Here is a 20,228-nt window from a genome sequence, read left to right on the forward strand (position 1 = left end):
TGCCGTGTGTGTCGTCGATCCTGTGGCGGTGGCCACACGCTGAGCCATGGAGCGCCGCGTTCTCATCCATGCGCCGGAGGCGGCGGACGCCGACATGCTGGCCCGCATCGCGCGCGGCCTGGGGCTCAACGCCGTGGCCTGTCCTTCGCTGGCGGTGCTCATGACGCATCTGCAGGAAGGCGCTGCCGCCGCCCTGCTGACCGGCCCTTCCCTGTCCCTGCTGCCCGAAGCGACGCTGCAAACTTGGCTGTCGGCCCAGCCGGCATGGTCGGACTTTCCCTTCGTCGTGCTGATGAGTCAGGACGGCCATACGCCCGAGGCGATGGCACGGCTGCGTGAGCTCGGCAATGTGGTGGTGGTCGACCATCCCGCCTGCGACGAGACGTTGACGCGCGCGGTCCACGCCGCCGTGCGCCAGCGCCACCGCCAGTACACGATGCGCCAGCAGATCGAACAGCTGGAGGCGGCACGCGCCGAGGTACAGCGCCTGAACGCCGGGCTGGAGACGCGCATCGCCGAGCGCACGCGCGAGCTGGCCGGCGCCAATGACCGGCTGATGGCCGAGATCGGCGAGCGCGAGCGCGCGCAGGCCGCGCTGCTGCAGGCGCAGAAGATGGAAGCCGTCGGCCGGCTCACCGGCGGCATCGCCCACGATTTCAACAACCTGCTGCACGTGGTGCAGATGAACCTGGACCTGCTCGGCCGCATCTCCAAGGAGGCCAAGGTGCAGGAGATCAGCGGACGCGCCCGCGGCGCCGTGGCCAAGGGTGCGCGCCTGACCAGTCAGTTGCTGTCCTTCTCGCGCAAGCAGTCGCTGCTGCCGCGGCTGTCGGACGTGAATGCGCTGATCGAGGGCATGCGCGAGCTGATCGCCGTCTCGGTCGGCTCGGCCGTCCGGGTGGAGCTGGCGCTCGACCCGGCACCCTGCTGGGCCGTACTGGACGCCAGCCAGCTGGAGATGGCGCTGATCAACCTGGCCGTGAACGCGCGCGAGGCCATGACGGCCGGCGGCGTGCTCACGGTGCGCACCGGGCATGTGCAGCGTGAGGCTGCGGGCGGCCTGCCCGCCGGCGACTATGTGGCCGTGCAGGTGCAGGACACCGGCGCCGGCATCCCGGCCGGCGTGCTCGGTCAGGTCTTCGACCCCTTCTTCACCACCAAGCCCCTGGGCAGCGGCAGCGGCCTGGGCCTGAGCCAGGTGTATGGCTTCGCCCGGCAATCGGGGGGCGAGGCCGCCATCGACAGTGTGGAAGGCCACGGCACCCGGGTGGACCTGCTCTTTCCCGCCGCGGCCGTCCCGGCCGCCGACGCGCCGCCGCCGCCCGAGGCCGAGGTCCAGGCCCTGGCCGCCGGCCGCTCGGTGCTCGTGGTCGAGGACGACGCCGAGGTCCGCCGCGTCATCGCCGACAGCCTGTCCCTGCTGGGCTGCCGGGTCACGCAGGCGGCCGACGGGCGCCAGGGGCTGGAGGTGCTGGGCGCCCAGCCCAGGCCCGACCTGATGGTGGTGGACTACGCCATGCCGGGCATGACCGGCGCCGAGTTCATCGTGCATGCGCGCGAACGCGTGGGCGCCGTGCCCGTGGTGCTGGCCACCGGCTATGCGGACATGGCGCAGGTGGGGCGTGTGCTGGGCACGCAGTCCATCCTCATCAAGCCCTTCGAGATCTCTGCGCTCGCGGCCTGCGTGGCCCAGGCGTTGGCGCCCGCAGCGGCGGGCGGCAATCCCGGTACCCTGCACTGAGACACCCGTTTCCCTTCCTTCCTTTCCAACCCCTTCAAGGAGATCACCATGGGCATCATCGGCACCATCCTCATCGGCTTCATCGTCGGCCTCGTGGCGCGCGCCATCAAGCCGGGCGACGACTCGGCGGGCTTCATCGTCACCACGCTGATCGGCATCGTGGGCTCCTTCATCGCCACCTACCTGGGCCAGGCGATGGGTTGGTACACGGTGGGGCAGCCGGCCGGCTTCATCGCCTCGGTGATCGGTGCCGTCGTCCTGCTGTTCGTCTGGGGCATGGTGGCCGGCCGCCGCCGCTGAAGCCATGACCGACACCGCATGCGTGGTGATGACCACGGCCGGCACCGAAGAAGAGGCCGAGGACCTGGCCGGCGCGATGGTCGAGGCGGGCCTGGCGGCCTGCGTGCAGATCCAGCGGGTGCGCAGCGTCTACCGCTGGGAAGGCGAGACCCGCCGCGAGCCCGAGTGGCTGCTGATCTGCAAGACGCGCGCGGGCCGCTTCGAGGCACTGCAGGCGCTGATCCAGGAGCGGCACAGCTATGCCGTGCCCGAGGTGGTGCAGTTGCCCATCACGGCCGGCTCGCCGGCCTATCTGCGCTGGCTGGCCGAGGCCACGGCCGAGCCGCCTGCCGCTGCCTGATCAGGCGTACGTCACCCACTTCTCGTACGCGGGGCCGTCCAGGTGCGGCAGCGTGTTGTAGGTCACCAGCATGTGCCGCTTGGGCGTGAATGCGAATTCGGTGACCGCCGTGTTGCGGATGCGCAGGTTCAGCTCGATGGTGGTCTCGGGCGAGGTGCCCAGCACATGGCCCACTGCCGTCGAGATCGGCCCGCCGCTGCTCACCACCAGCACCTTCGCGCCATGGTGGCGGTCGCGCACATGGTCCAGCGCGGTCGTCACGCCCGCCAGGAAGTCCACATAGCTCGGCATGCCCACGGGCGCTGCCTGCCCGTTCATCCAGGCGGCCAGGCCCTGGCGCAGCAGGCGGAAATGGGCCTTGTACAGCTCGGGCGTGTCGGCCTTGGGCAGCTTCTCCGGATGGATGGTGGCGACCACCGCCTCGCTGTCGTATTCGTTCAGGCCCGGCCAGGGCAGCACGTCCTGCGGCGGCAGCTGCATGCCGCGGGTGATGCCTTCCCAGGTCTCGCGGTGGCGGCGCAGGGTGCCGGTGATGACGGCATCGAAGCGCATGCCGCGCTCGCGCCAGTATTCGCCCAGCCGCTCGGCCTGGCGGTGGCCGAGTTCGCTGAGGCGGTCGTAGTCGTCGGAGCCGAAGGAGGCCTGGCCGTGGCGCACGAGGTAGAGCGTTCCCATGGCGGGCGATTGTCCAAAGCGGGCCGGCGGCGCTTGTCGCGCGTGGGACGGTATGCGCGGTGGCCGTCGCTTCGGTGACCCGGCCTCGCTCCCTCTCCCCTTGCGGGAGAGGGAGGCAATCCTCAGCCCTCGTTGGCGCCCGCAGTCAGCACCTCGGCGAACAGGGGCGCATCCACATTGCCGCCGGTCAGCGCCAGCCCGATGCGCTGGCCTGCCCAGCGGCCCCGCTGCTGCAGCGCCGCGGCCAGCGCGGCGGCGCCGGCGCCTTCGGCCACGTTGTGCGTGGCGGTGTAGAGCAGGCGCATCGCGCCAGCCACCTCGTCGTCGGTGACGGCCACCACGTCCTCGGCCTGCGCGCGCACGACGGCCACCGACTCGGCCACCGGCGTGCGGCAGGCCATGCCGTCGGCGATGCGCGTGGTGGCGGGCGATTCCACCAGCGTGCCGCTGCGCCAGGATTGCAGGCAGGCGTCCGCATGCGCGGACACCACGCCCACCAGCCGCGTGGACACGCCGCAGTGGGCCCGTGCCGCCGCGGCACCGGCGAAGCCCGAGCCCAGCCCGATCGGCACGAAGAGCACGTCCGGCGCGCCGCCGGCCGCCTTCGTCGCCTCGAAGAATTCCACGTAGGCCGTGGCCACGCCGCGCACCAGGTCGCGGTGGAAGGAGGGGATGCGGTGCAGCCCGTGCTGCGCCGCCAGCGCGGCCGCATGGTCGGCGGCGGCCTGGAAGTCGTCGCCGTGCTCGACCAGCTCCACGCCCAGGGCGCGCATGGCGGCGTTCTTCTCGACCGAGTTGCCGTGCGGCACCACGATGGTGGCCTGCAGGCCGTGGCGCCGGGCCGCGAAGCCGACCGACTGGCCATGGTTGCCGCGCGTGGCGCTGATCACATGCCGTACCGCGGGCTGGGTGCGGCGCAGTTCCTCGAAATAGGTCAGCCCGCCGCGCACCTTGAAGGCGCCCACGGGCGTGTGGTTCTCGTGCTTGATCCAGGTCTCGGTGCCCAGCGCCTGCTCGATCAGCGGCCAGCGGTACTGCGGCGTGGGAGGCAGGGCGCTGCGCACGGTGGCCAGTGCGGCCGCGATGTCGTCGGGCGTGAAGCGCATGGGGGATCCTCGAAGGTGCGGGCGAACAGGCCGGAGCAGAAGGCGGTCGGGCGCCCGGAAGGTGCGGATGAGGCCGGTGCGGGCTGGGGTCAGAGCAGCACCTGGCCCTCGATGCAGTCGGCCACGTCGCCGCCGATCCAGATCTGGCCCGAGGCGTCCTGCGCCACATGCACCCGGCCGTCACGGCCCAGGCACTGGCCCTGGCCGGCGACGTAGCGCGTCGGCATCAGGCCATCGGCGATGAGCCACTGCGCCAGGCTGGCGTTGAGGCTGCCGGTCACCGGGTCTTCCTCCACGCCGATGGGGGCGGCGAAGCCGCGCACCTCCAGATCGACCGACGGCGCGGCCACTGCTGCGGCGGCCGCCGTGCTGCTGCGCGCCCCGAAGGCGCGGGCCTCGCGGTTGGCGCGGCCGATGAGCGGTGGTGCGCCGGCATCCTGGGCGTCCGTGCGTGCCGCCACGCCCACCTTCTGGCCCAGCGCCTTGAGCGCCGCGTGATCCGGCCGCAGCGCCAGCACGGTGTCGGGGCTGTCCAGCAGCAGGCCCAGCCAGACCGGCCCATTGTTGAGGCACTGCGCCGCCTCGATCTGCGAGGCCTTCAGGCCCAGGGCCGCGGCCACCTTGGACAGCAGCATGGGGCTGGGCGCGCTGCGCTGCAGCGGCGGCGCGGCGAAGGCCAGGCGTTCGCCCTCGACGCGGATCGGCACCAGGCCGATGGCGCATTCCTGCACGATGCCACCGGCTCGCCGTGGCCGGCCGCCGTGGGCCAGCCAGGCGCGGCAGGTGCCCAGGGTGGGGTGGCCGGCGAAGGGCAGCTCGCCGCCGGGCGTGAAGATGCGCACCCGGTAGTCCGCACCGCCGGCGGCGCCTTCGGCGGTGGGCGGCAGCACGAAGGTGGTTTCCGACAGGTTGGTCCAGCGCGCGAAGCGCTGCATGGCCTCGTCGTCCAGGTCCTGGCCGTCCAGCACCACGGCGACCGGATTGCCGCGGGTGGGCGTGTCGGTGAAGACGTCGGGCTGGCGGAAGGGGCGGGTTCTCATGGCGGGACTCGGGAAGCGGAAATGAAGGAGGAAGCGGAGGGGGCGGCGCCGGGGCGCCTGCGGGCGCTGGTCGGGCGCCAGGTGTCGCGGGCGGGCCCGCGGCGGATCAGGCCAGCGCCAGATCCAGCACGCCGAGGGCGGCCGGCCGGGTGCGCAGCGCATCGAACCAGCGCTCCAAGTTCGGCCAGGCCGGGCGGCGGTACTCGGCCGGCGGCAGGCCGAACCAGCGATGCACTTCGCAGGCGACCGGGATGTCGGCCATGGTGAAGCGCTCGCCGGTCATGAAGTCGCGGCCGGCCAGGTGGGCATCCAGCATGGCCATCAGCGGCTCGGTCGCGGCGATGGAGGCGGCGACGGCCTGCACATCGCGCTCGGCGGCCGGCACGCGCACCAGTTGCACAAAGGCATCGCGGCCCGCGGGGTTGAGCGTGGTCTGCTGCCAGTCCATCCAGCGTTCGGCGTCGAAGCGCGCCTCCAGCGGCTCGGGATACATGAGTCCGTGCGAATGGCGGGCGCAGAGGTAGCGCACGATGACGTTGCTTTCCCACAGCACGAAGCGGGCGTCGCCCTCGCCGTCCTGCAGCAGCGGCACCAGCGCATTGGGATTCATCGCCAGGTACTCGGGCGTGTGCACCAGGCCGTGGGCACCGCCGGCCTCGGTGCGCTGGAAGTCCAGGCCGAGTTCCTGCGCACACCACACCACCTTGCGCACGTTGATCGAGCTGATGCGGCCCCAGAGATTGAGCATGGGTCGGTTTCCTTGTCGAAGCGGGTCAGGGGGTCATCATGCGGGCGGTGCCGCGCACGCGGATCGAAGCGCCAGGCGTGTGAGCGATATCCGCCTGCAGGCGGCAGAGCACGCCCATGTCCTCGCCCTGCGTGATGGCGATGGTGCCGCCATGCGGCCAGCGCCGGTCGCGCAGGTAGCCGCCCAGCGCGGCGGCAGCGGCGCCGGTGGCCGGGTCTTCGTAGACGCCACCGCCTGCGAAGGGATTGCGCACATGGAAGCGCTGGGGGCTTTCGGCATGCGCCAGCACGATCGTCGCCAGGCCTGCGCGCTGCATCAGTTCGCGACCGGACTCGAAGTCGTAGTGCATGGCGGCCAGCCGGGCCCGGTCCCGCAGGGCCAGCAGAAAGTGGTCGGCGCCGCCGTGGATCACGGCCGGGGGAAGGCGCGGGTCCAGGTCGGGCTCAGTCAGGTCGAACAGCGCGAGGGCCTCGGCCTTCCAGGCTGCGTCGAGGGGCTGGCTGCGCGTGGGCGGCGACTGCAGCGCGGCCTGCATGAGGCCGGCAGCCGATGGGCGGTCGCGGCTTCCCTCCACCGTGATCCGCGCGGCGTTGAGCGTGAGCGCGAACGTTCCGTCGCCGTACGCTCGCGCCAGTGCGGCACCCAGGGCGATGGTGGCGTGGCCGCAGAAAGGCACCTCGGCCGCCGGAGAGAAGTAGCGCACCCGCCAGGTGCCGTCCGCCATCGGCGCGGCGAACACGGTTTCGGAATAGCCGAGCGTCGTGGCGAGTTGCTGCATCTGCCCGTCGTCGGGCAGGCTGTCGCCGATCACGACGCCCGCCGGGTTGCCGCCGCGTGGGCCGTCGGAGAAGGCGGCGATGTGCTGGACATTCATGGTGTCTAGAGCTTGGAAGTGCGCCGGGGAAGCGCGATCAGGCCACGGCAGGGCGCGCCATCACCAGCAGCCGCAGCGCTAGGCCGAACATCACGCTGGCCAGCAGCCGCTGGCGCAGGCGTGCACTGCCTTCGCCTGCGGCCATGCGCCGCGCCACCAGGCCCGCGGCGCTGCCCAGCGAGGTGTTGAAGGCCAGCGAGACGACCGCCATCACGGCGCCGAGCTGCACCATCTGCACGCCGACCGGCCCCCGGTCGGGATGCGCGAACTGCGGCAGGAAGACGACGAAGAAGAGCAGCGCCTTGGGATTCATCAGCGTATGGAAGAAGCCCATGCGTGCGATGTGCAGGCCGCGCCTGGGTCCGGCACCTTGTGCTGCTGCCGCACCGGAGCCGGCGCGCAGGGCCTGCACGCCCAGCCACACCAGGTAGGCCGCACCCGCCCAGCGCAGCAGGTCGAAGGCCGGGGCCCATGCAGCCAACAGCGCGGCCACGCCGCTGGCGGCCGCCAGCGCGAGCACCAGGTCTGCCAGGGCGATGCCAACGGCGCCCGCGAATGCGCCGCGTGGCCCGTGCGCCGCACCCTGCGCCAGGATGAAGGCCATGTTCGGCCCCGGCGAGGCCAGCAGCGCAAGCACGGCCAGCAGGAAGAGGCCCAGGGTGGTGCCAGCGATCATGGGTGCGTGTCCGTTGATCAGGCGGGCGTCGCAGCCGCCGGCAGGTAAGGCGCGACGGCCGCCATCGCGCGGGCCACGTAGTCGTCCTTCTCGCCGACGGGCGCGACGTAGTGCAGCGCTGAGCGGGCCGCGGCGATGCCTTCGCTGCGCGCGATCAGCCAGGCGGCCAGGTAGGGCGAGGCCAGGCAGCCGCCGGCCGTGGCGACGTTGCCGTCGGCAAAGAAGGGCTGGTCGAGCACGCGCACGCCGGCCTCCTGGACCCAGGGCTTGGTCGTGAGGTCGGTGCAGGCGGGCACTGTGCCCAGCAGGCCCAGGCGCGCCAGCACCAGCGTGCCGGAGCACTGGGCGCCGATGAGCTGGCGCGCCGGGTCGAGCCGCAGCTGCGCCATCAGCGCCGCATCGGCCACCACCTCGCGCGTGCGGATGCCGCTGCCCACCAGCACGGCGTCGGCCTGGGCGGCTTCTTCCAGCGAGGCGGTGGCCTCCAGCGTGACGCCGTTCATCGACGTGACGCGCGCCGTGGGCGCGGCCAGCGTGACGCGCCAGCCGGGCCGCTTGATGCGGTTGAGCACGCCCAGGGCGATCAGCGAGTCGAGCTCGTTGAAACCGTCGAAGGTGAGGATGGCGGTGTGCATGGTTCTGGCCCCGGCGACGGCGTCAGTGGGCGGCGGCCAGTTGCTGCTGCACCTGCGCCGCGGCGCGGTGGGCCAGTGCCTCGCGCACCGTCTCGGCCAGGGCGGCGATGGCGGTCGCGATCTGCTGCTCGGTGGCAGTCACGAAGGACAGGCGCAGCGTGCGCGGATCGGGCTCACCGGCATAGAAGGGCGAGCCGGGGACGAAGGCCACGTTGCGCTCCACGGCCTGGGCCAGCAGCGCCGTCGCGTCGATGCCCTCTGGCATGCGCAGCCACAGGAACATGCCGCCCTTGGGCACGTTGAACTCGACGTCCAGGCCCTTCATCTCGCGCTGCAGGGCGTCCACCATCGCGTCGCGCTGCGCCTTGTAGAGCGCGCGGATCTTGGGCACATGCCGCTCCAGGAAGCCGCCCTGCATCACGGTGCTCACCATGCGCTGCGTGAAAATGGGCGTGTGCAGGTCCACGGCCTGCTTGGCCTGCAGCAGCTTGGGGTACAGCGCCTTGGGCGCCACCAGGAAGCCCAGCCGCAGGCCCGGCGCCAGCACCTTGGAGAAGGAGCCCAGGTAGATGCAGCCCTCGGGGTTGCGCGCCGTCAGCGGCAGCGGCGGCGCCTCGTCGAACCACAGCTCGCCGTAGGGGTTGTCTTCGATGATGGGCAGGCCCGCGGCCTGGGCGGCGGCCGAGACGGCGGCGCGGCGCGCCTCGCTCATGGTGCGGCCGGTGGGGTTCTGGAAGTTGGGCAGCAGGTAGATGAAGCGGGCGCCGGCGGCCTTGGCGCTCAGGTCCTCGGGCAGCACGCCTTCGGCATCGCTGGCCACGCTGACGGCCTGCGGCTCCATGGGGCTGAAGGCCTGCAGCGCGCCGAGGTAGGTGGGCGTCTCCACCAGCACCTTGGCTTGCGGGTCGATCAGCACCTTGGCGATCAGGTCCAGGCCCTGCTGCGAGCCGGTGGTGATCAGCACCTGGTCGGCCTCCACGTCCCAGGGCAGCATGTCGGCCACGGCCTGGCGCAGCGGCGCATAGCCCTCGCTGGCCGCGTACTGCAGCGCACCCTGGCCGTCGGTGGCCAGCACCTCGGCGCAGGCGGCGGCGAACTCCGTCACCGGGAAGGTCTTGGGCGAGGGCAGGCCGCCGGCCAGGCTGATCACGTTGGGCCGTTCCGTCACCTTGAGGATCTCGCGGATGGCGGAGGGGTTCATCTTCTCGGCGCGGGCGGCGAGTTTCCAGGTCGTCATGGGGTGCTCCTTGTCGGGTTGTCGTGTGCCAGGCCTCGCGGGGGCGGGGCAGGGTCTTGCAAAAGGGTCAGAGGGGTCGGTCGGTGACGGGGCGCGCCGCCGCGGGCGGCTGGGCGAGCTTCTTGCCGAGCAGCACCGTCGCCACCACGGCGAGGGCGAAGCCCAGTGTCATGGCATCGATGCGCTCGCCCAGGATGGGCACCGCCGCCAGGATCGAGAAGAAGGGCTGCAGCAGCTGCGCCTGGCTCACGCGCAGCGCGCCGCCCAGCGCCAGGCCACGGTACCAGGCGAAGAAGCCCGCCCACATGGAGAACACGCCCAGGTACACCAGGCCACCCCACGCGACCGGCGCGACAGGCGCCGTGGGCCACAGAAGGAAGGTGGCCGGCAGCGTCACCGGCAACGCCAGCACGCAGACCCAGCAGATCACGCGCTCCGCACCCAGTGCCGGTGTGACCTGCGCGCCGTAGATGTAGCCCGCCGAGGCCGCGACCACGCCGCCCACCAGCAGCAGGTCGGCCGGGTCGAGGCCGAAGCCGCCCTGCGGCGAGGCGCGCAGCAGCGAGAACACGATCACCAGCGCGCTGCCGGCCACCGCGCACAGCCAGAAACCCCAGTGCGCCCGCTGGCGCAGCACCATCGCGGCGATCACGGCGGTCACCAGCGGCAGCAGGGCCGTGACCACGGCCGCATGGCCGGCCGTGACTGTACGCAGGGCCAGCGCCAGCAGCAGCGGATAGCCCAGGGCATTGCCCAGCGTGGCGAAGGCCAGCGGTCGCCAGTGCTGGCGCTGCGGCAGTGGCGAGCGGGTGACCAGCAGGAAGGCGGCCGACAGCAGCCCCGCCAGCGCCGCGCGGCCCAGGGTCACGAACCAGGGCGAGAGCTGCGGCGCCTCGGCCGTGCCCGTGGCCAGGCGGGTGGCCGGCAGCGTGATGCCGAACACGGCCACGCCCAGGATGCCGAGCCACAGGCCCAGGCGCTGGTCGCGGGCATGCGTGCTCGTGCTCATGCCTTCACCATCCACGCCGCCGTCAGCACGAGCAGCAGCGCCATCGCGCGGTTGAACATCAGCAGTCGCCGACCCTGCGCCAGCCAGCCGCGCAGCAGCGCGCCGGCAGCCGCATAGGCCAGGTTGCTCGCGAGCGCGAAGAGGATCATCACGCCCGTCACGATGCCCGTGCGCACCATCGGCTGCGCCTGCCCGCTCACCCAGCCCGCCACGATGGCCAGGGCCAGCAGCCAGGCCTTGATGTTGACGAACTGCAGGCCCACGCCCTGCCAGAAACCCACCTGCAATTGCGCGGCCGAGGCCTGCGCCATCCGGTCTGCGCCCCACAGGCGCCAGGCCATCCACAGCAGGTAGGCAATGCCCGCGGCCTTGACAGCCACGCGCACCGCGGGCGCGGCGGTCACCAGCGCACCCAGGCCGGCCGCCGTCAGCAACAGCAAGAGGCTCCAGCCCACCGGCACCGCGCAGACGAAGCGCATGGCCCGCGGCAGGCCGCCATTGGCGGCCAGCGTGGTCGAGAGCGTGGTGTTGGGGCCCGGCGAGAAGCTCATCGCCGAGGCCAGCACCAGCAGCGCGGTGAATTCTTGCCAGGTCATGGAGGGCCACTCTACACTTTGGCGCCAGTACAGAAGCAATACAGTTTTGCGAACAATCAGGCCCATCTGTATTGGTGGGCGCACCAGCACACATGCTCACCCGCACCCACAGCCAGACCCTCACCGAGCAGTTGGCCGCGCTGTTTGCCGAGCGCATCCGCAACCGCCTGCTGGCGCCCGGCGCGCGGCTGCCGTCGGTGCGCGAATGTGCCCGCCAGCACAGCGTGAGCCCGCACACCGTGGTCGCCGCCTACGACCAGCTGCTGGCGCAGGGACTGGTGGAGGCTCGCCGCCAACGCGGCTTCTTCGTGCGGCAGGCCGAGGCGGCCGACCGCGCCGAGCCTGGGGCCCGCGCGGTGCCCGTCGCGCCCGTCGCCACCGTGCTGGCTGCAGCGCCTGCCGCCCCGGCCGACGCCAGCACCCTGATCCGCGGCATGTTCCACCGTCAGAGCGACAAGCCGCAGCCCGGCATGGGCGTGCTGCCGCCCGACTGGCTGGACAGCAGCTTCATGCCCGCCGCCGTGCGTCGGGTGACCGGCCCGGCCGCGCTGCGCGAGTTCTCGCTGCAGTACGGCGATCCGGCCGGCGACGCCACGCTGCGCGCCAGCCTGGCGCAGAAGCTGGCCGGCCTGCAGCTGCCGGTGACGCCATCGCAGATCGTCAGCACCGTGGGTGCCACCCATGCGCTGGACATCGTCAGCCGCACGCTGCTGCGCGCCGGCGATCCGGTGATGGTCGAGGAGCCCGGCTGGGCGGTCGAATTCGCCCGGCTCGAAGCTTTGGGCATGCGCGTGCTGCCCGTGCCGCGCCGCGCCGACGGGCCCGACCTGGCCGTGATGCAGCGCTACTGCGAGGTCCATGCGCCCAAGCTGTTCGTCAGCGTGAGCGTGCTGCACAACCCCACGGGCCACTGCCTGTCGCCAGGCAGCGCGCACCGGGTGCTGCAGCTGGCGGCGCAGCACGACTTCCATATCGTCGAGGACGACACCTACGGCCACCTTGCGCCCGAGCACGCGACCCGGCTGGCCGTGCTCGACGGCCTGCAGCGCGTGATCTACGTGAGCGGCTTCGCCAAGGTGCTGGCGCCCAACTGGCGCATCGGTTTCCTGGCGGCCGCGCCGCCGCTGGTGGAGCGGCTGCTGGAGACCAAGCTGCTGGCCACGCTGACCACGCCGGCCCTGTTCGAGCGGGCGCTGGCCTGGTGCATCGACCAGGGCCAGCTGCGCCGCCACGTGGAGCGCATCCGCCTGCGGCTGGATGGTGCCCGCGGCCGCGCCGTCAAGCTGGCGCTGGCCCATGGCTGCACGCTGGCCTCGGAGCCCGCGGGCCTGTTCGGCTGGCTGGACACGGGCGTGGACACCGACACGCTCACCCAGCGCATGCTGGACCAGGGCTACCTGCTCGCGCCCGGCTCGCTGTTCCACGCGCGTCGGCAGCCCACCACGCTGATGCGCATCAACTTCGCCACCGCGCAGGACGCCGGCTTCTGGAAGGCCTTTGGCCGCACGCGGGACGCGATGCGCTGATCAGTCTTCGGCGCTGGCGCTCCAGAAGGCCTGGTGAACGCCCGGCAGCGCCTCCAGCGCCTGCGTGACCCGGTCCAGCTCGTCCGCCTCCACTGCCGTCGCATAGAGCACCGCCTCGATCTCCGCATCGCCCTGGCCGAAGGGATGCTGGTCGATCTCGCGCACCGGGTAGCTGGCGGCGGCCAGGCGCTCCACCAGTTCCTCGCGCATCTGCGCCTGCACGGCGCGGGCGCAGATCACGTAGACCGAATACGCGGCCTCGGTGATCTCCTCCACCACCGGCTGACGGTTGATGCGGTTGACCACCGGCCGCAGCAGCGTGTTGCTGGCCAGCACGAACAGGGCTGCGACGACGGCCTCGCCCAGCAGGTCGGCCCCCGCGCAGGCGCCCACCGCGGCCGAGCCCCATAGCGTGGCCGCCGTGTTGAGCCCGCTGATGTTGGCGCCTTCCTTCATGATCGCGCCCGCGCCCAGGAAGCCGATGCCCGAGACCACATAGGCGACCACATGCACGGCGCCGTCGCTGCCATGCAGGCGGTTGGCCATGTCCACGAACACCGCGGCGCCCACGGCCACCAGCGTGTTGGTGCGCAGGCCGGCGGTGCGCTGCCGGATCTGCCGCTCCAGCCCGATCATGCCGCCCAGCAGGAAGGCCGAGCCGATGCTCACGAGCGTGTCGAGCAGGGAAGGAAGGTTGAAGTTCTGGATGGCTTGCATGGGATGACGCGGCGCGTGGGCGCGCATCATCCACCATCCCTGTGACGGCGGCGCTCAGCTGCCCAGCGCCACCTGCCGGATCGCACGCCCCACCGATTCCAGCACCGGCCTGGCCTGCTTCTGCTCGTCCAGGTCGGCCGTGCAGGCCACGATCACCAGCGCCTTCTGCAGGTCGTCCGGGTCCAGCACGCCGGCATGACAGGCCCGGCGGTGCTGGGTGCCGGTCTTGTGGATGAAGGCATGGTCGCGCGGCAGGCCGGCCTGCAGCCGGTAGCCGGTGTAGATGCCGTGCTTCATCGCCTTGTAGAGCAGCGCTCGCGGCGGCGCGTCGGGCAGCACCTGGCCGCGCACCAGCCGCTCCAGCATGGCGCCATAGGCGATCAGCGTGGTGGTGTTCAGGTCGCGGCGGTAGTAGCGCTCGTAGGCCTCGTCCATGCCGGTGGTGGCGAGGTCGGTGCGCTTCACGTCGACGGCGCGGCGGATGGCCTCCACACGCGCTGGCCCGTTGCGGGCCGAGGCGATGCGCACCAGCGTGCGGTTGTCCAGGTCGCGCGCCTTCGGGTGCACCTCGGCATACACGTCGCGCCGCACCTGCGCGAAGGTGGTCAGCGTGACGTTGGGCGTGCCCATGGCCTGGCGCGTGCCGTCGTTGAGCGTCTGCACGGTCACGGTGCGGATCAGCATGTTGGCGGCCGTGTTGTCGCTTTCCAGCAGCATGCGTTCGATCAGCGTGCGCAGGCTGTAGCGGGTGCCGGTCTCGTTCCAGACGATGTTGCCCACGTCGATGCGGTCGCCGTCTTCCAGCGCCAGTTCGTCGTCCAGCGAGCGGCGGCCGTCCTGCACCTGACGCAGCACGGCCAGCGCGACCGGCACCTTGGCCATGGAAGCCAGGTACCAGCGCTGGTCGGCGCCATGGTTCATCTCGCTGCCGTCCGACAGGCGCTTGACGTAGACGCCCAGGCGCCCGGGCGTCTGCTGGTCGATGCGCGCGATGCGCTCGGCCAGGCGTTGCTGCCAGGCGCCGTCTTCGGCGGCCTCAGCGCGCCAGGCCGGCAGCAGCAGCGCCGTGGCGATCGTCAGGCATGAAAGCAGGGCAGGTGGGCGCATCGAGGGTTCCTTGCGTGAGCAATCCGGATCGGCACAGGGCGGCGGCCGTCTGGGCCAGAAGATGTTCGGCGCGGGTCAGGCTGGGTGCGTCGCGGACGCAGGCCACCAGCACCACCGGGTGCCGGGCGTCTGAGCCAGGCATGCGCACCAGGCCGGCATCGCAGATGCGGCGGCGCTGGGTGCCGGTCTTGTGGGCGAAGCGCGCCTGCGGCGGCAGCCCGGCCCGCAGCCGCTGCGGGCCGGTGACGACGTCTTCCATCAGCTTGAGCAGCGTCTGCGTGGCCTCGGCGCCCAGCGCGCGACCCTCGGCGAGGGCGACGAGGATCTGGGCATAGGCATCCAGACGGCCGCTGTTGAGGCCTTCGGTGTAGTAGGCGTCGTAGGCGGCCTCGAGGGAGCCGGCCTTGAGCTGGCCGGGTGACAGGGCCAGCAGTTCGGCGAGCTGGCGGCGCCGCGCCGCGTCGCTGCCGGCGCGGTGCAGGGTCAGCAGGTCGTTGCCCGACAGGTGGCTGGCCGCGGGCGTGAGCTGGCCATAGACCTGGCGCCGCACCTCGGCCAGCGGCGTGATGCGTGCAATGCCACGCGGCGCCAGCGTTTGCGCCACGCCGTTCACAGCCTGCAGCCCGACCAGGTCGATCAGCATGTCGGTGGCCGTGTTGTCGCTGTAGATGATCATCTGGCCCATGAGCCAGCGCACGCTGAGCGACGCGCCCAATGGCTGACGCAGCGTGGCGCCCGCGCCGTCCACCCGGTCGCCCGCCCTCAGGGTGACGGTGGTGTCCAGCGAGATCTCGCCGCGCTCGACCGCCTGCAGCACGGCGATGGCCACCGGCACCTTGACCATGGAGGCCAGGTACCAGCGCTCGTCCGCCCGGTGGCCGAAGGACTGGCCGCTGCCCAGGTCCAGCACGTACACGCCGATGCCGGTCTGTGGCCCTCCGTCCAGTTGCTGCATGGCGCTGGCCATGCGGGCCCGCCAGTCCGCGCCCGTGCTCGACGTCGGAGGCAGTGCCGGCACGACCGACGGCACCGGCGTCACGTGGGACGGCGTGCCGGGCACGGTGACGGGCGCCGGCGCGAGCGGCTGCACCTGGGCGGTCGCGGCTGCACACAGCGAAAGCAAAAAGGCCGGAGCACCGGGCAGGCGCATGAGGCGGCACAGGCGATGGAGGACGGAAGGGCGCATCGGGTCGTCGGGTTGCGCGAAGGTTGCGGTGGGAAGTCGGTGGCGGAAGTCGGAAGCCGTAATGCGTTGGCAAGGGTGGTCTGCGTGGCGAGCGAGCTGGTCGACCCGCGCCGGAAAGGGGGGCCTGGCCCGCCGCGCCGACTGGACGGGCGCGGGCATTGGCGACAGGTCACAACATCGAGTCGGGCGCGAGGGGGCCGATCAGCCACAGCAAGGCGCGCAGGCTTGCGCTGGTGTCGGGCTCCGTGTGGGCATCCTGCAGGCCGCTGCCGGCCGGCGCCCGCCAGACGAGTGCGCCGCCGGCCGACGGATCGCGTTCCACCTTCCAGGCGCCTTCCTTGAGGCTCTTCTCGACGATGGACGCGGCCTCGGCGGACAGCTCGGGGCTGCGTATCACCAGCGCGATCTCGGTGTTCTGCTTCTGCGATCGCAGGTCGAGGTTCATCGAGCCGATGGCCAGCAGTCGGCCGTCGCGCACGATGAACTTGGAATGCAGCATGGCCTTGGATTCGCCCATGCCGCCCGTCACGCCGCTGCCCGTGCCCAGCGCCTGGCGCAGGCCGGCCTGGTCGGCGCGCATCTCGTAGAGCTCCACGCCCATGTCCAGCAGGTCGGTGCGGTGGCGCGCATAGCCCACATGGGCCACCGGCGCATCGTTGGACGCCAGCGAGTTGGTCAGCACGCGGACGCGCACGCCCCGCTCGCGGGCCTTGGCGAAGGCGTTGCGGATCTCCTTGCCCGGCACGAAGTAGGGCGAGACGATGACCAGGTCCTGCCTGGCCTGGGCGATCAGGGGCAGCACGCCCTCGACCACCGTCTCGCCTGCCGGCATCTCGCCGTGCGGCGCGTCGGGCTTGGCCGGCGCGGGGCCTTCCTTGGCCTGCTCGTCGGCAGGGATCTTGCCGGGCCGGTCGACCAGCAGCAGCGCGGGCGCCCACGTGAACTTCACTGTCTTCAGGTCCATGGGCTGTTCGTCCCAGCCCGGGCGCTGGGCAGCCTTGCTGTCGCCGAAGGCGGCAGCGCTTTGCGCATCCGGGCGCGGCTCTCCGTCGGGCGGGGAGGGCGCACCTTGCGCGCCCCCGCTGGCGCCCGAGCGCCCGCTTTCGGCGGCCTTCTCGCGGATGCGGTCCATCTCCTTGCGGTCCACCAGCGACTCGACGGGATAGGCGCGCTCGTCGTTCCAGTACTGGTCGAAGCTCTTGGACATCTGCTGCACGATGGGGCCGGCGGCCAGCACGTCCAGGTCGACGAAGTTGCCGGCGTCGCCGCCCAGGCCGAAGTAGGCATCGCCCAGGTTGCGCCCGCCGGTGATGCCCAGCGTGTTGTCCGCGATGAAGAGCTTGTTGTGCATGCGCTGCTGGATGCGGCCTATGTCGCCCAAGGAGACGACGACGCGGCCGATGGACGAGGCGCGAGCGCCGGCGAGCGGGTTGAACAGCCGGATCTGCACGTTGGGCGTATCCGCCAGGCCCAGCACCAGCGCATTGCGGCCCGCGCTGTGGAAGTCGTCGATCAGGATGCGCACCCGCACGCCGCGCCCGGCGGCGTCCTGCACGGCACGCATCAGGCGACCGGTGCTGGCGTCGGCGTGGATCGCGTAGTACTGCAGGTCCAGACTGCGCTGGGCCTGCTCGGCGAGGGCGAGCCGGCTGGAATAGGCGGCCTGCGGGCCGTCGATGAGCATGAAGCCGGAGGTGGTGCGCGGCGCGGCGACAGAGGTGGCCGGCTTGTCCGACCCGTTCTGCTGGATGAACGCGGCGAGCGGGCCGTCCGTCGCCGGTGGCAGGGCCTGCGACACGGGCCGGTTCACGTTCTCCGGCAGGCTGGTGCAGCCCCCCACGGTGGCGCCCAGCAGGGCGGCCGCAGCGAGCAGGGCGGCACCGGCGCCGCGGCGCAATGTCCGGCGACGGAGGGTCAGTGAAGGTGGCATTGCACGGGGCTGGCAGGCATGGTGCCCGCGGTATAGCCCGGGGTGGTGCGTCGCCGTGTCGGACAAGGGGGCGCTTCGCGCGACGGAAGGCGCCTTTTTCTGAGGCGCTTTGCGCAACGTGGCGGGACGTGCTCTCGCCGCTTCTGGCGCCCTGGGCGCGGCCTCCGGCGCTCAGCGGGCCTCGAGCACTTCCCAGCGCTCCAGCGCTTCCAGCAGTTCTTCCTCGATCTGCGCGAAGCGTTGCGCCAACTGGGCGCCCCGGCCGGGGTCGGTGCCGTAGATGGCGCCGCCGCCGCGTTCGAGTTCGGTCTGCACCGTCTTCTGCTCGGCTTCCAGGGCCGCAATGCGCGCGGGCAGCGCGTCGAGTTCGCGCTGCTCCTTGTAGCTGAGCTTGCGGCGCGGGGCCGCAGTGGTGGCGTCGGCGACAGGCGGCGTTGCCGTGGCTGGCGCCGCCGCGGGGTCGCTCGACGTTGTCGCGGCGGCCGATGCGGCCGCGATTTCGCGCGCGCGCCGCGACTGGATCAGCCAATCCTGCACGCCACCTTCGTACTCACGCCAGCGGCCATCGCCCTCCGCGGCGATGGTGCTCGTCACCACGTTGTCCAGGAAGGCGCGGTCATGGCTCACCAGAAAGACGGTGCCTTCATAGTCCTGCAGCAGCTCTTCGAGCAGTTCGAGGGTGTCGATGTCCAGGTCGTTGGTCGGCTCGTCCAGCACGAGCACGTTGGCGGGCCGCGCGAACAGGCGCGCCAGGAGCAACCGATTGCGCTCGCCGCCGCTCAGCGAGCGCACGGGGGACTGCGAGCGGGCCGGGGAGAAGAGAAAGTCCGACAGGTAGCTCTTGACGTGCTTGCGCTGCTTGCCGACCTCGATCCATTCGCTGCCGGGGCTGATGAAGTCCTCCAGCGTCGCGTCCAGGTCCAGTGCGTCGCGCATCTGGTCGAAATAGGCGACCTCCAGATTGGCGCCCTGGCGCAGGCGGCCCGCGTCGGGCGCGATCTCGCCCAGGATCAGCTTGAGCAGCGTGGTCTTCCCGGCACCGTTGGGGCCGATCAGCCCCACCTTGTCGCCGCGCAGGATGGTGGCGGAGAAGTCGCGCACCACGGTGCGCTCGCCGTAGCGCTTGGTCACCTCGGTGAGCTCGGCCACGATCTTGCCGCTGGGCAGGCCGCTGGCCACATCCATCTTGACGCGCCCCAGCGCCTCGCGCCGACTGGCACGGCGGCTGCGCAGCGTCTCCAGTCGGCCGATGCGGCTCTGGCTGCGCGTGCGGCGGGCTTCGACGCCTTTGCGGATCCACACCTCTTCCTGCGCAAGAAGCTTGTCGGCCTTGGCGTTGATCACGGCTTCCTGGGCGAGCTGCTCTTCCTTCTGTACCTGGTAGCGCGCGAAGTTGCCTGGGTAGCTGCGCAACTGGCCGCGGTCCAGCTCGACGATGCGCGTGGCCACTGCGTCGAGGAAGGCGCGGTCGTGGGTGATGGTGACCACGCTGCCCTTGAAGGCGAGCAGCAGCTGTTCGAGCCACTCGATGGCTTCGAGGTCCAGGTGGTTGGTCGGCTCGTCGAGCAGCAGCACATCGGGCGCCGCCACCAGGGCCTGGGCCAGGGCGACGCGCTTGCGCATGCCGCCGGAGAGCGCGCCGATGCGCGCGTCCGGCGCGAGGTTCAGGCGGTGCAGGGTCTCGTCGACGCGCTGCTCCCAGTTCCAGCCCGCCTGCGCCTCGATCTGTGACTGCAGCGCGTCCAGGTCATCGCCCTCGCCGCCAGCCAGGTAGCGGGCGCGCAGTGCGACGATCTCTGCGAGTCCATCGCTGACGGAATCGAACACGCTGTGCCCTGCGTCGAGCACTGGCTCCTGGGCCACATAGGCCACGCGCAGCCCCTGCTGCACCTGCATCGTGCCGTCGTCGGTCTTCTCCAGACCACCGAGGATCTTGAGCAGGGACGACTTGCCCGCGCCGTTGCGGCCGATCAGGCCGACGCGCTCCTGGGCCTGCAGCGAGAAATCGGCGTGGTCGAGAAGCGGCACATGGCCGAAGGCCAGCTGTGCGTCCAGTAAGGTGATAAGTGCCATTGGGCGCAGATTATCGAAGCGTGCCGCAGCGTTGCCCGGTGGCCGGGGCACAAGGTGTCTCGGGCGCACGGAGTGGACTGAATGCAGAGCCCGCTCACCTTTGAGCCGCCGGAGGCGCTTTATCCATCCCTCGTGATTCTCTCTACACAGGTACCCAGTAGGCCGCCCACTTTGCGCGTTACGCAGGATGGCGCAGCGGCAGCTAGTGGCGACAGCGGGCAGCACGCCCACGAGACTTGGGCACCATGTGTTTTTCACTTGCCCTGCACGGCGGCGCCACGCGGGAGCAGGCGACGCACTTTGACGAAGAACGGGCCCGAAAAGAGATTGTTCATCCCCCTGCTCACGTACGCACGGCCGGCGCGCAGCGCCGCGTCAGCTGCGTGGCGCGGGCATACGCGCAGGATGCCAAGCGCTGCGAGTGTGGGTCACGGGCTCGGCTGCCCAACCCGTCCGCCAACTAAGACCATCCAGAAAGAGCCTCCAAGCTCCGGGGCGAAGCTGAAGCCATCAGCCACGCACCGGGCATCCGAGGTGAAATGCGATTTCTTGTCAGACGGGGCTTGCATCTTTGTCAGCCAGCGCCGTATACTGGCGGGCTCGCTGACTGATACGTAGCCTTTGGTTGCTGAGTTTGGCTGGTGAGGGGTTTGAGAGAGTGGCGGCGGCTTCTGAGTAAAAAAAGAAGTTGCGCTTTTAGAAAAAAGCGTGT

20 protein-coding genes are annotated in these 20,228 nt (G+C 71.3%); 4 read left to right on the forward strand and 16 right to left on the reverse strand.

Translation table 11 applies throughout. The features are described 5' to 3' along the window. Nucleotides 1–46 precede the first annotated feature (46 nt). From KBC94_RS23645 to cutA, 3 genes are read left to right on the forward strand one after another with little or no spacing between them, the layout of a single operon-like run. Entirely contained in the window at nt 47–1,741 is a 1,695-nt protein-coding gene (locus KBC94_RS23645) for a response regulator (RefSeq protein ID WP_294376079.1), read from the forward strand. A 48-nt stretch (nt 1,742–1,789) separates the two neighbouring features. Beyond that, a complete protein-coding gene (locus tag KBC94_RS23650) occupies nt 1,790–2,041 on the forward strand; it encodes a GlsB/YeaQ/YmgE family stress response membrane protein (protein ID WP_294376081.1) in 252 nt (83 codons plus the stop codon). Nucleotides 2,042–2,045: 4 nt separating this feature from the next. Then, nucleotides 2,046–2,381 carry a divalent-cation tolerance protein CutA gene (gene cutA, locus KBC94_RS23655; protein WP_234197889.1) on the forward strand — a complete coding sequence of 112 codons (336 nt, stop codon included), beginning with the start codon at nt 2,046–2,048 and terminating at the stop codon, nt 2,379–2,381. Here the strand turns inward: cutA and KBC94_RS23660 are convergent, their stop codons facing one another. The 10 genes from KBC94_RS23660 to KBC94_RS23705 form a co-directional block, all read right to left on the reverse strand. After that, the gene (locus KBC94_RS23660; protein ID WP_294376084.1) at nt 2,382–3,056 is read right to left on the reverse strand and encodes a histidine phosphatase family protein; all 675 of its coding nucleotides are present in this window, start codon (nt 3,054–3,056) and stop codon (nt 2,382–2,384) included. It abuts the gene before it with no gap. 122 nt (nt 3,057–3,178) lie between these two features. Then, nucleotides 3,179–4,162, reverse strand: coding sequence for a threonine dehydratase (locus tag KBC94_RS23665; RefSeq protein WP_294376086.1), 984 nt, complete (start codon nt 4,160–4,162; stop codon nt 3,179–3,181). An 89-nt stretch (nt 4,163–4,251) separates the two neighbouring features. Next, complete coding sequence (locus tag KBC94_RS23670; protein ID WP_294376089.1) at nt 4,252–5,202, reverse strand: PhzF family phenazine biosynthesis protein; 951 nt, start codon at nt 5,200–5,202, stop codon at nt 4,252–4,254. A gap of 106 nt (nt 5,203–5,308) precedes the next feature. Continuing rightward, nucleotides 5,309–5,950 carry a glutathione S-transferase gene (locus KBC94_RS23675; RefSeq protein ID WP_294376091.1) on the reverse strand — a complete coding sequence of 214 codons (642 nt, stop codon included), beginning with the start codon at nt 5,948–5,950 and terminating at the stop codon, nt 5,309–5,311. A gap of 25 nt (nt 5,951–5,975) precedes the next feature. Beyond that, nucleotides 5,976–6,824, reverse strand: a complete 849-nt coding sequence (locus tag KBC94_RS23680; RefSeq protein WP_294376094.1) for a PhzF family phenazine biosynthesis protein — start codon at nt 6,822–6,824, stop codon at nt 5,976–5,978. 37 nt (nt 6,825–6,861) lie between these two features. Continuing rightward, nucleotides 6,862–7,500: a LysE family translocator gene (locus KBC94_RS23685; protein WP_294376097.1), complete on the reverse strand. Its 639-nt coding sequence runs from the start codon at nt 7,498–7,500 to the stop codon at nt 6,862–6,864. Nucleotides 7,501–7,517: 17 nt separating this feature from the next. After that, on the reverse strand, nt 7,518–8,135 hold the full coding sequence (locus tag KBC94_RS23690) for a DJ-1/PfpI family protein (RefSeq protein ID WP_294376100.1): 618 nt from the start codon (nt 8,133–8,135) through the stop codon (nt 7,518–7,520). A 22-nt stretch (nt 8,136–8,157) separates the two neighbouring features. Then, nucleotides 8,158–9,372, reverse strand: coding sequence for a PLP-dependent aminotransferase family protein (locus KBC94_RS23695; protein WP_294376103.1), 1,215 nt, complete (start codon nt 9,370–9,372; stop codon nt 8,158–8,160). A gap of 67 nt (nt 9,373–9,439) precedes the next feature. Next, complete coding sequence (locus KBC94_RS23700; RefSeq protein WP_294376106.1) at nt 9,440–10,381, reverse strand: DMT family transporter; 942 nt, start codon at nt 10,379–10,381, stop codon at nt 9,440–9,442. Further along, nucleotides 10,378–10,977 carry a LysE family transporter gene (locus KBC94_RS23705; RefSeq protein WP_294376108.1) on the reverse strand — a complete coding sequence of 200 codons (600 nt, stop codon included), beginning with the start codon at nt 10,975–10,977 and terminating at the stop codon, nt 10,378–10,380. Before KBC94_RS23705 ends, KBC94_RS23700 begins: the two co-directional genes overlap by 4 nt. A 92-nt stretch (nt 10,978–11,069) precedes the next feature. Between KBC94_RS23705 and KBC94_RS23710 the strand changes: the two genes are divergently transcribed. Continuing rightward, the gene (locus KBC94_RS23710) at nt 11,070–12,503 is read left to right on the forward strand and encodes a PLP-dependent aminotransferase family protein (RefSeq protein WP_294376112.1); all 1,434 of its coding nucleotides are present in this window, start codon (nt 11,070–11,072) and stop codon (nt 12,501–12,503) included. Here the strand turns inward: KBC94_RS23710 and KBC94_RS23715 are convergent, their stop codons facing one another. From KBC94_RS23715 to KBC94_RS23740, 6 genes are all read right to left on the reverse strand, one after another. Further along, on the reverse strand, nt 12,504–13,220 hold the full coding sequence (locus tag KBC94_RS23715) for an MgtC/SapB family protein (RefSeq protein WP_294376114.1): 717 nt from the start codon (nt 13,218–13,220) through the stop codon (nt 12,504–12,506). It lies immediately after the preceding gene. 54 nt (nt 13,221–13,274) lie between these two features. Then, nucleotides 13,275–14,327, reverse strand: coding sequence for a serine hydrolase (locus KBC94_RS23720; RefSeq protein WP_294376116.1), 1,053 nt, complete (start codon nt 14,325–14,327; stop codon nt 13,275–13,277). After that, a complete protein-coding gene (locus tag KBC94_RS23725) occupies nt 14,257–15,513 on the reverse strand; it encodes a serine hydrolase (RefSeq protein ID WP_294376117.1) in 1,257 nt (418 codons plus the stop codon). The genes KBC94_RS23720 and KBC94_RS23725 overlap by 71 nt, the downstream gene beginning before the upstream one ends. A 169-nt stretch (nt 15,514–15,682) precedes the next feature. Next, nucleotides 15,683–17,443 (reverse strand): phosphatidylserine/phosphatidylglycerophosphate/cardiolipin synthase family protein, encoded by a 1,761-nt coding sequence (locus KBC94_RS23730; RefSeq protein WP_294376120.1) that lies wholly within the window; start codon nt 17,441–17,443, stop codon nt 15,683–15,685. A gap of 171 nt (nt 17,444–17,614) precedes the next feature. Continuing rightward, on the reverse strand, nt 17,615–19,516 hold the full coding sequence (locus KBC94_RS23735; RefSeq protein WP_294376122.1) for an ATP-binding cassette domain-containing protein: 1,902 nt from the start codon (nt 19,514–19,516) through the stop codon (nt 17,615–17,617). A 428-nt stretch (nt 19,517–19,944) separates the two neighbouring features. Further along, nucleotides 19,945–20,228, reverse strand: a 284-nt coding sequence (locus tag KBC94_RS23740; RefSeq protein ID WP_294376125.1) for a hypothetical protein, incomplete at its 5' end; no start/stop codon positions are given.

Origin of the sequence: Pseudacidovorax sp., assembly GCF_017991995.1 — a bacterium.
GTDB lineage: Bacteria > Pseudomonadota > Gammaproteobacteria > Burkholderiales > Burkholderiaceae_C > Xenophilus.

Bases quoted from the DNA above. Each gene is read 5' to 3' on its own strand.
- KBC94_RS23700 (WP_294376106.1), bottom strand. From the start codon at position 10,381: ATGAGCACGAGCACGCATGCCCGCGACCAGCGCCTGGGCCTGTGGCTC.
- KBC94_RS23675 (WP_294376091.1), bottom strand. From the start codon at position 5,950: ATGCTCAATCTCTGGGGCCGCATCAGCTCGATCAACGTGCGCAAGGTG.
- KBC94_RS23695 (WP_294376103.1), bottom strand. From the start codon at position 9,372: ATGACGACCTGGAAACTCGCCGCCCGCGCCGAGAAGATGAACCCCTCC.
- KBC94_RS23645 (WP_294376079.1), top strand. From the start codon at position 47: ATGGAGCGCCGCGTTCTCATCCATGCGCCGGAGGCGGCGGACGCCGAC.
- KBC94_RS23730 (WP_294376120.1), bottom strand. From the start codon at position 17,443: ATGCCACCTTCACTGACCCTCCGTCGCCGGACATTGCGCCGCGGCGCC.
- KBC94_RS23710 (WP_294376112.1), top strand. From the start codon at position 11,070: ATGCTCACCCGCACCCACAGCCAGACCCTCACCGAGCAGTTGGCCGCG.
- KBC94_RS23650 (WP_294376081.1), top strand. From the start codon at position 1,790: ATGGGCATCATCGGCACCATCCTCATCGGCTTCATCGTCGGCCTCGTG.
- KBC94_RS23715 (WP_294376114.1), bottom strand. From the start codon at position 13,220: ATGCAAGCCATCCAGAACTTCAACCTTCCTTCCCTGCTCGACACGCTC.
- KBC94_RS23670 (WP_294376089.1), bottom strand. From the start codon at position 5,202: ATGAGAACCCGCCCCTTCCGCCAGCCCGACGTCTTCACCGACACGCCC.
- KBC94_RS23690 (WP_294376100.1), bottom strand. From the start codon at position 8,135: ATGCACACCGCCATCCTCACCTTCGACGGTTTCAACGAGCTCGACTCG.
- KBC94_RS23705 (WP_294376108.1), bottom strand. From the start codon at position 10,977: ATGACCTGGCAAGAATTCACCGCGCTGCTGGTGCTGGCCTCGGCGATG.
- KBC94_RS23735 (WP_294376122.1), bottom strand. From the start codon at position 19,516: ATGGCACTTATCACCTTACTGGACGCACAGCTGGCCTTCGGCCATGTG.
- cutA (WP_234197889.1), top strand. From the start codon at position 2,046: ATGACCGACACCGCATGCGTGGTGATGACCACGGCCGGCACCGAAGAA.
- KBC94_RS23725 (WP_294376117.1), bottom strand. From the start codon at position 15,513: ATGCGCCCTTCCGTCCTCCATCGCCTGTGCCGCCTCATGCGCCTGCCC.
- KBC94_RS23685 (WP_294376097.1), bottom strand. From the start codon at position 7,500: ATGATCGCTGGCACCACCCTGGGCCTCTTCCTGCTGGCCGTGCTTGCG.
- KBC94_RS23665 (WP_294376086.1), bottom strand. From the start codon at position 4,162: ATGCGCTTCACGCCCGACGACATCGCGGCCGCACTGGCCACCGTGCGC.
- KBC94_RS23660 (WP_294376084.1), bottom strand. From the start codon at position 3,056: ATGGGAACGCTCTACCTCGTGCGCCACGGCCAGGCCTCCTTCGGCTCC.
- KBC94_RS23680 (WP_294376094.1), bottom strand. From the start codon at position 6,824: ATGAATGTCCAGCACATCGCCGCCTTCTCCGACGGCCCACGCGGCGGC.
- KBC94_RS23720 (WP_294376116.1), bottom strand. From the start codon at position 14,327: ATGCGCCCACCTGCCCTGCTTTCATGCCTGACGATCGCCACGGCGCTG.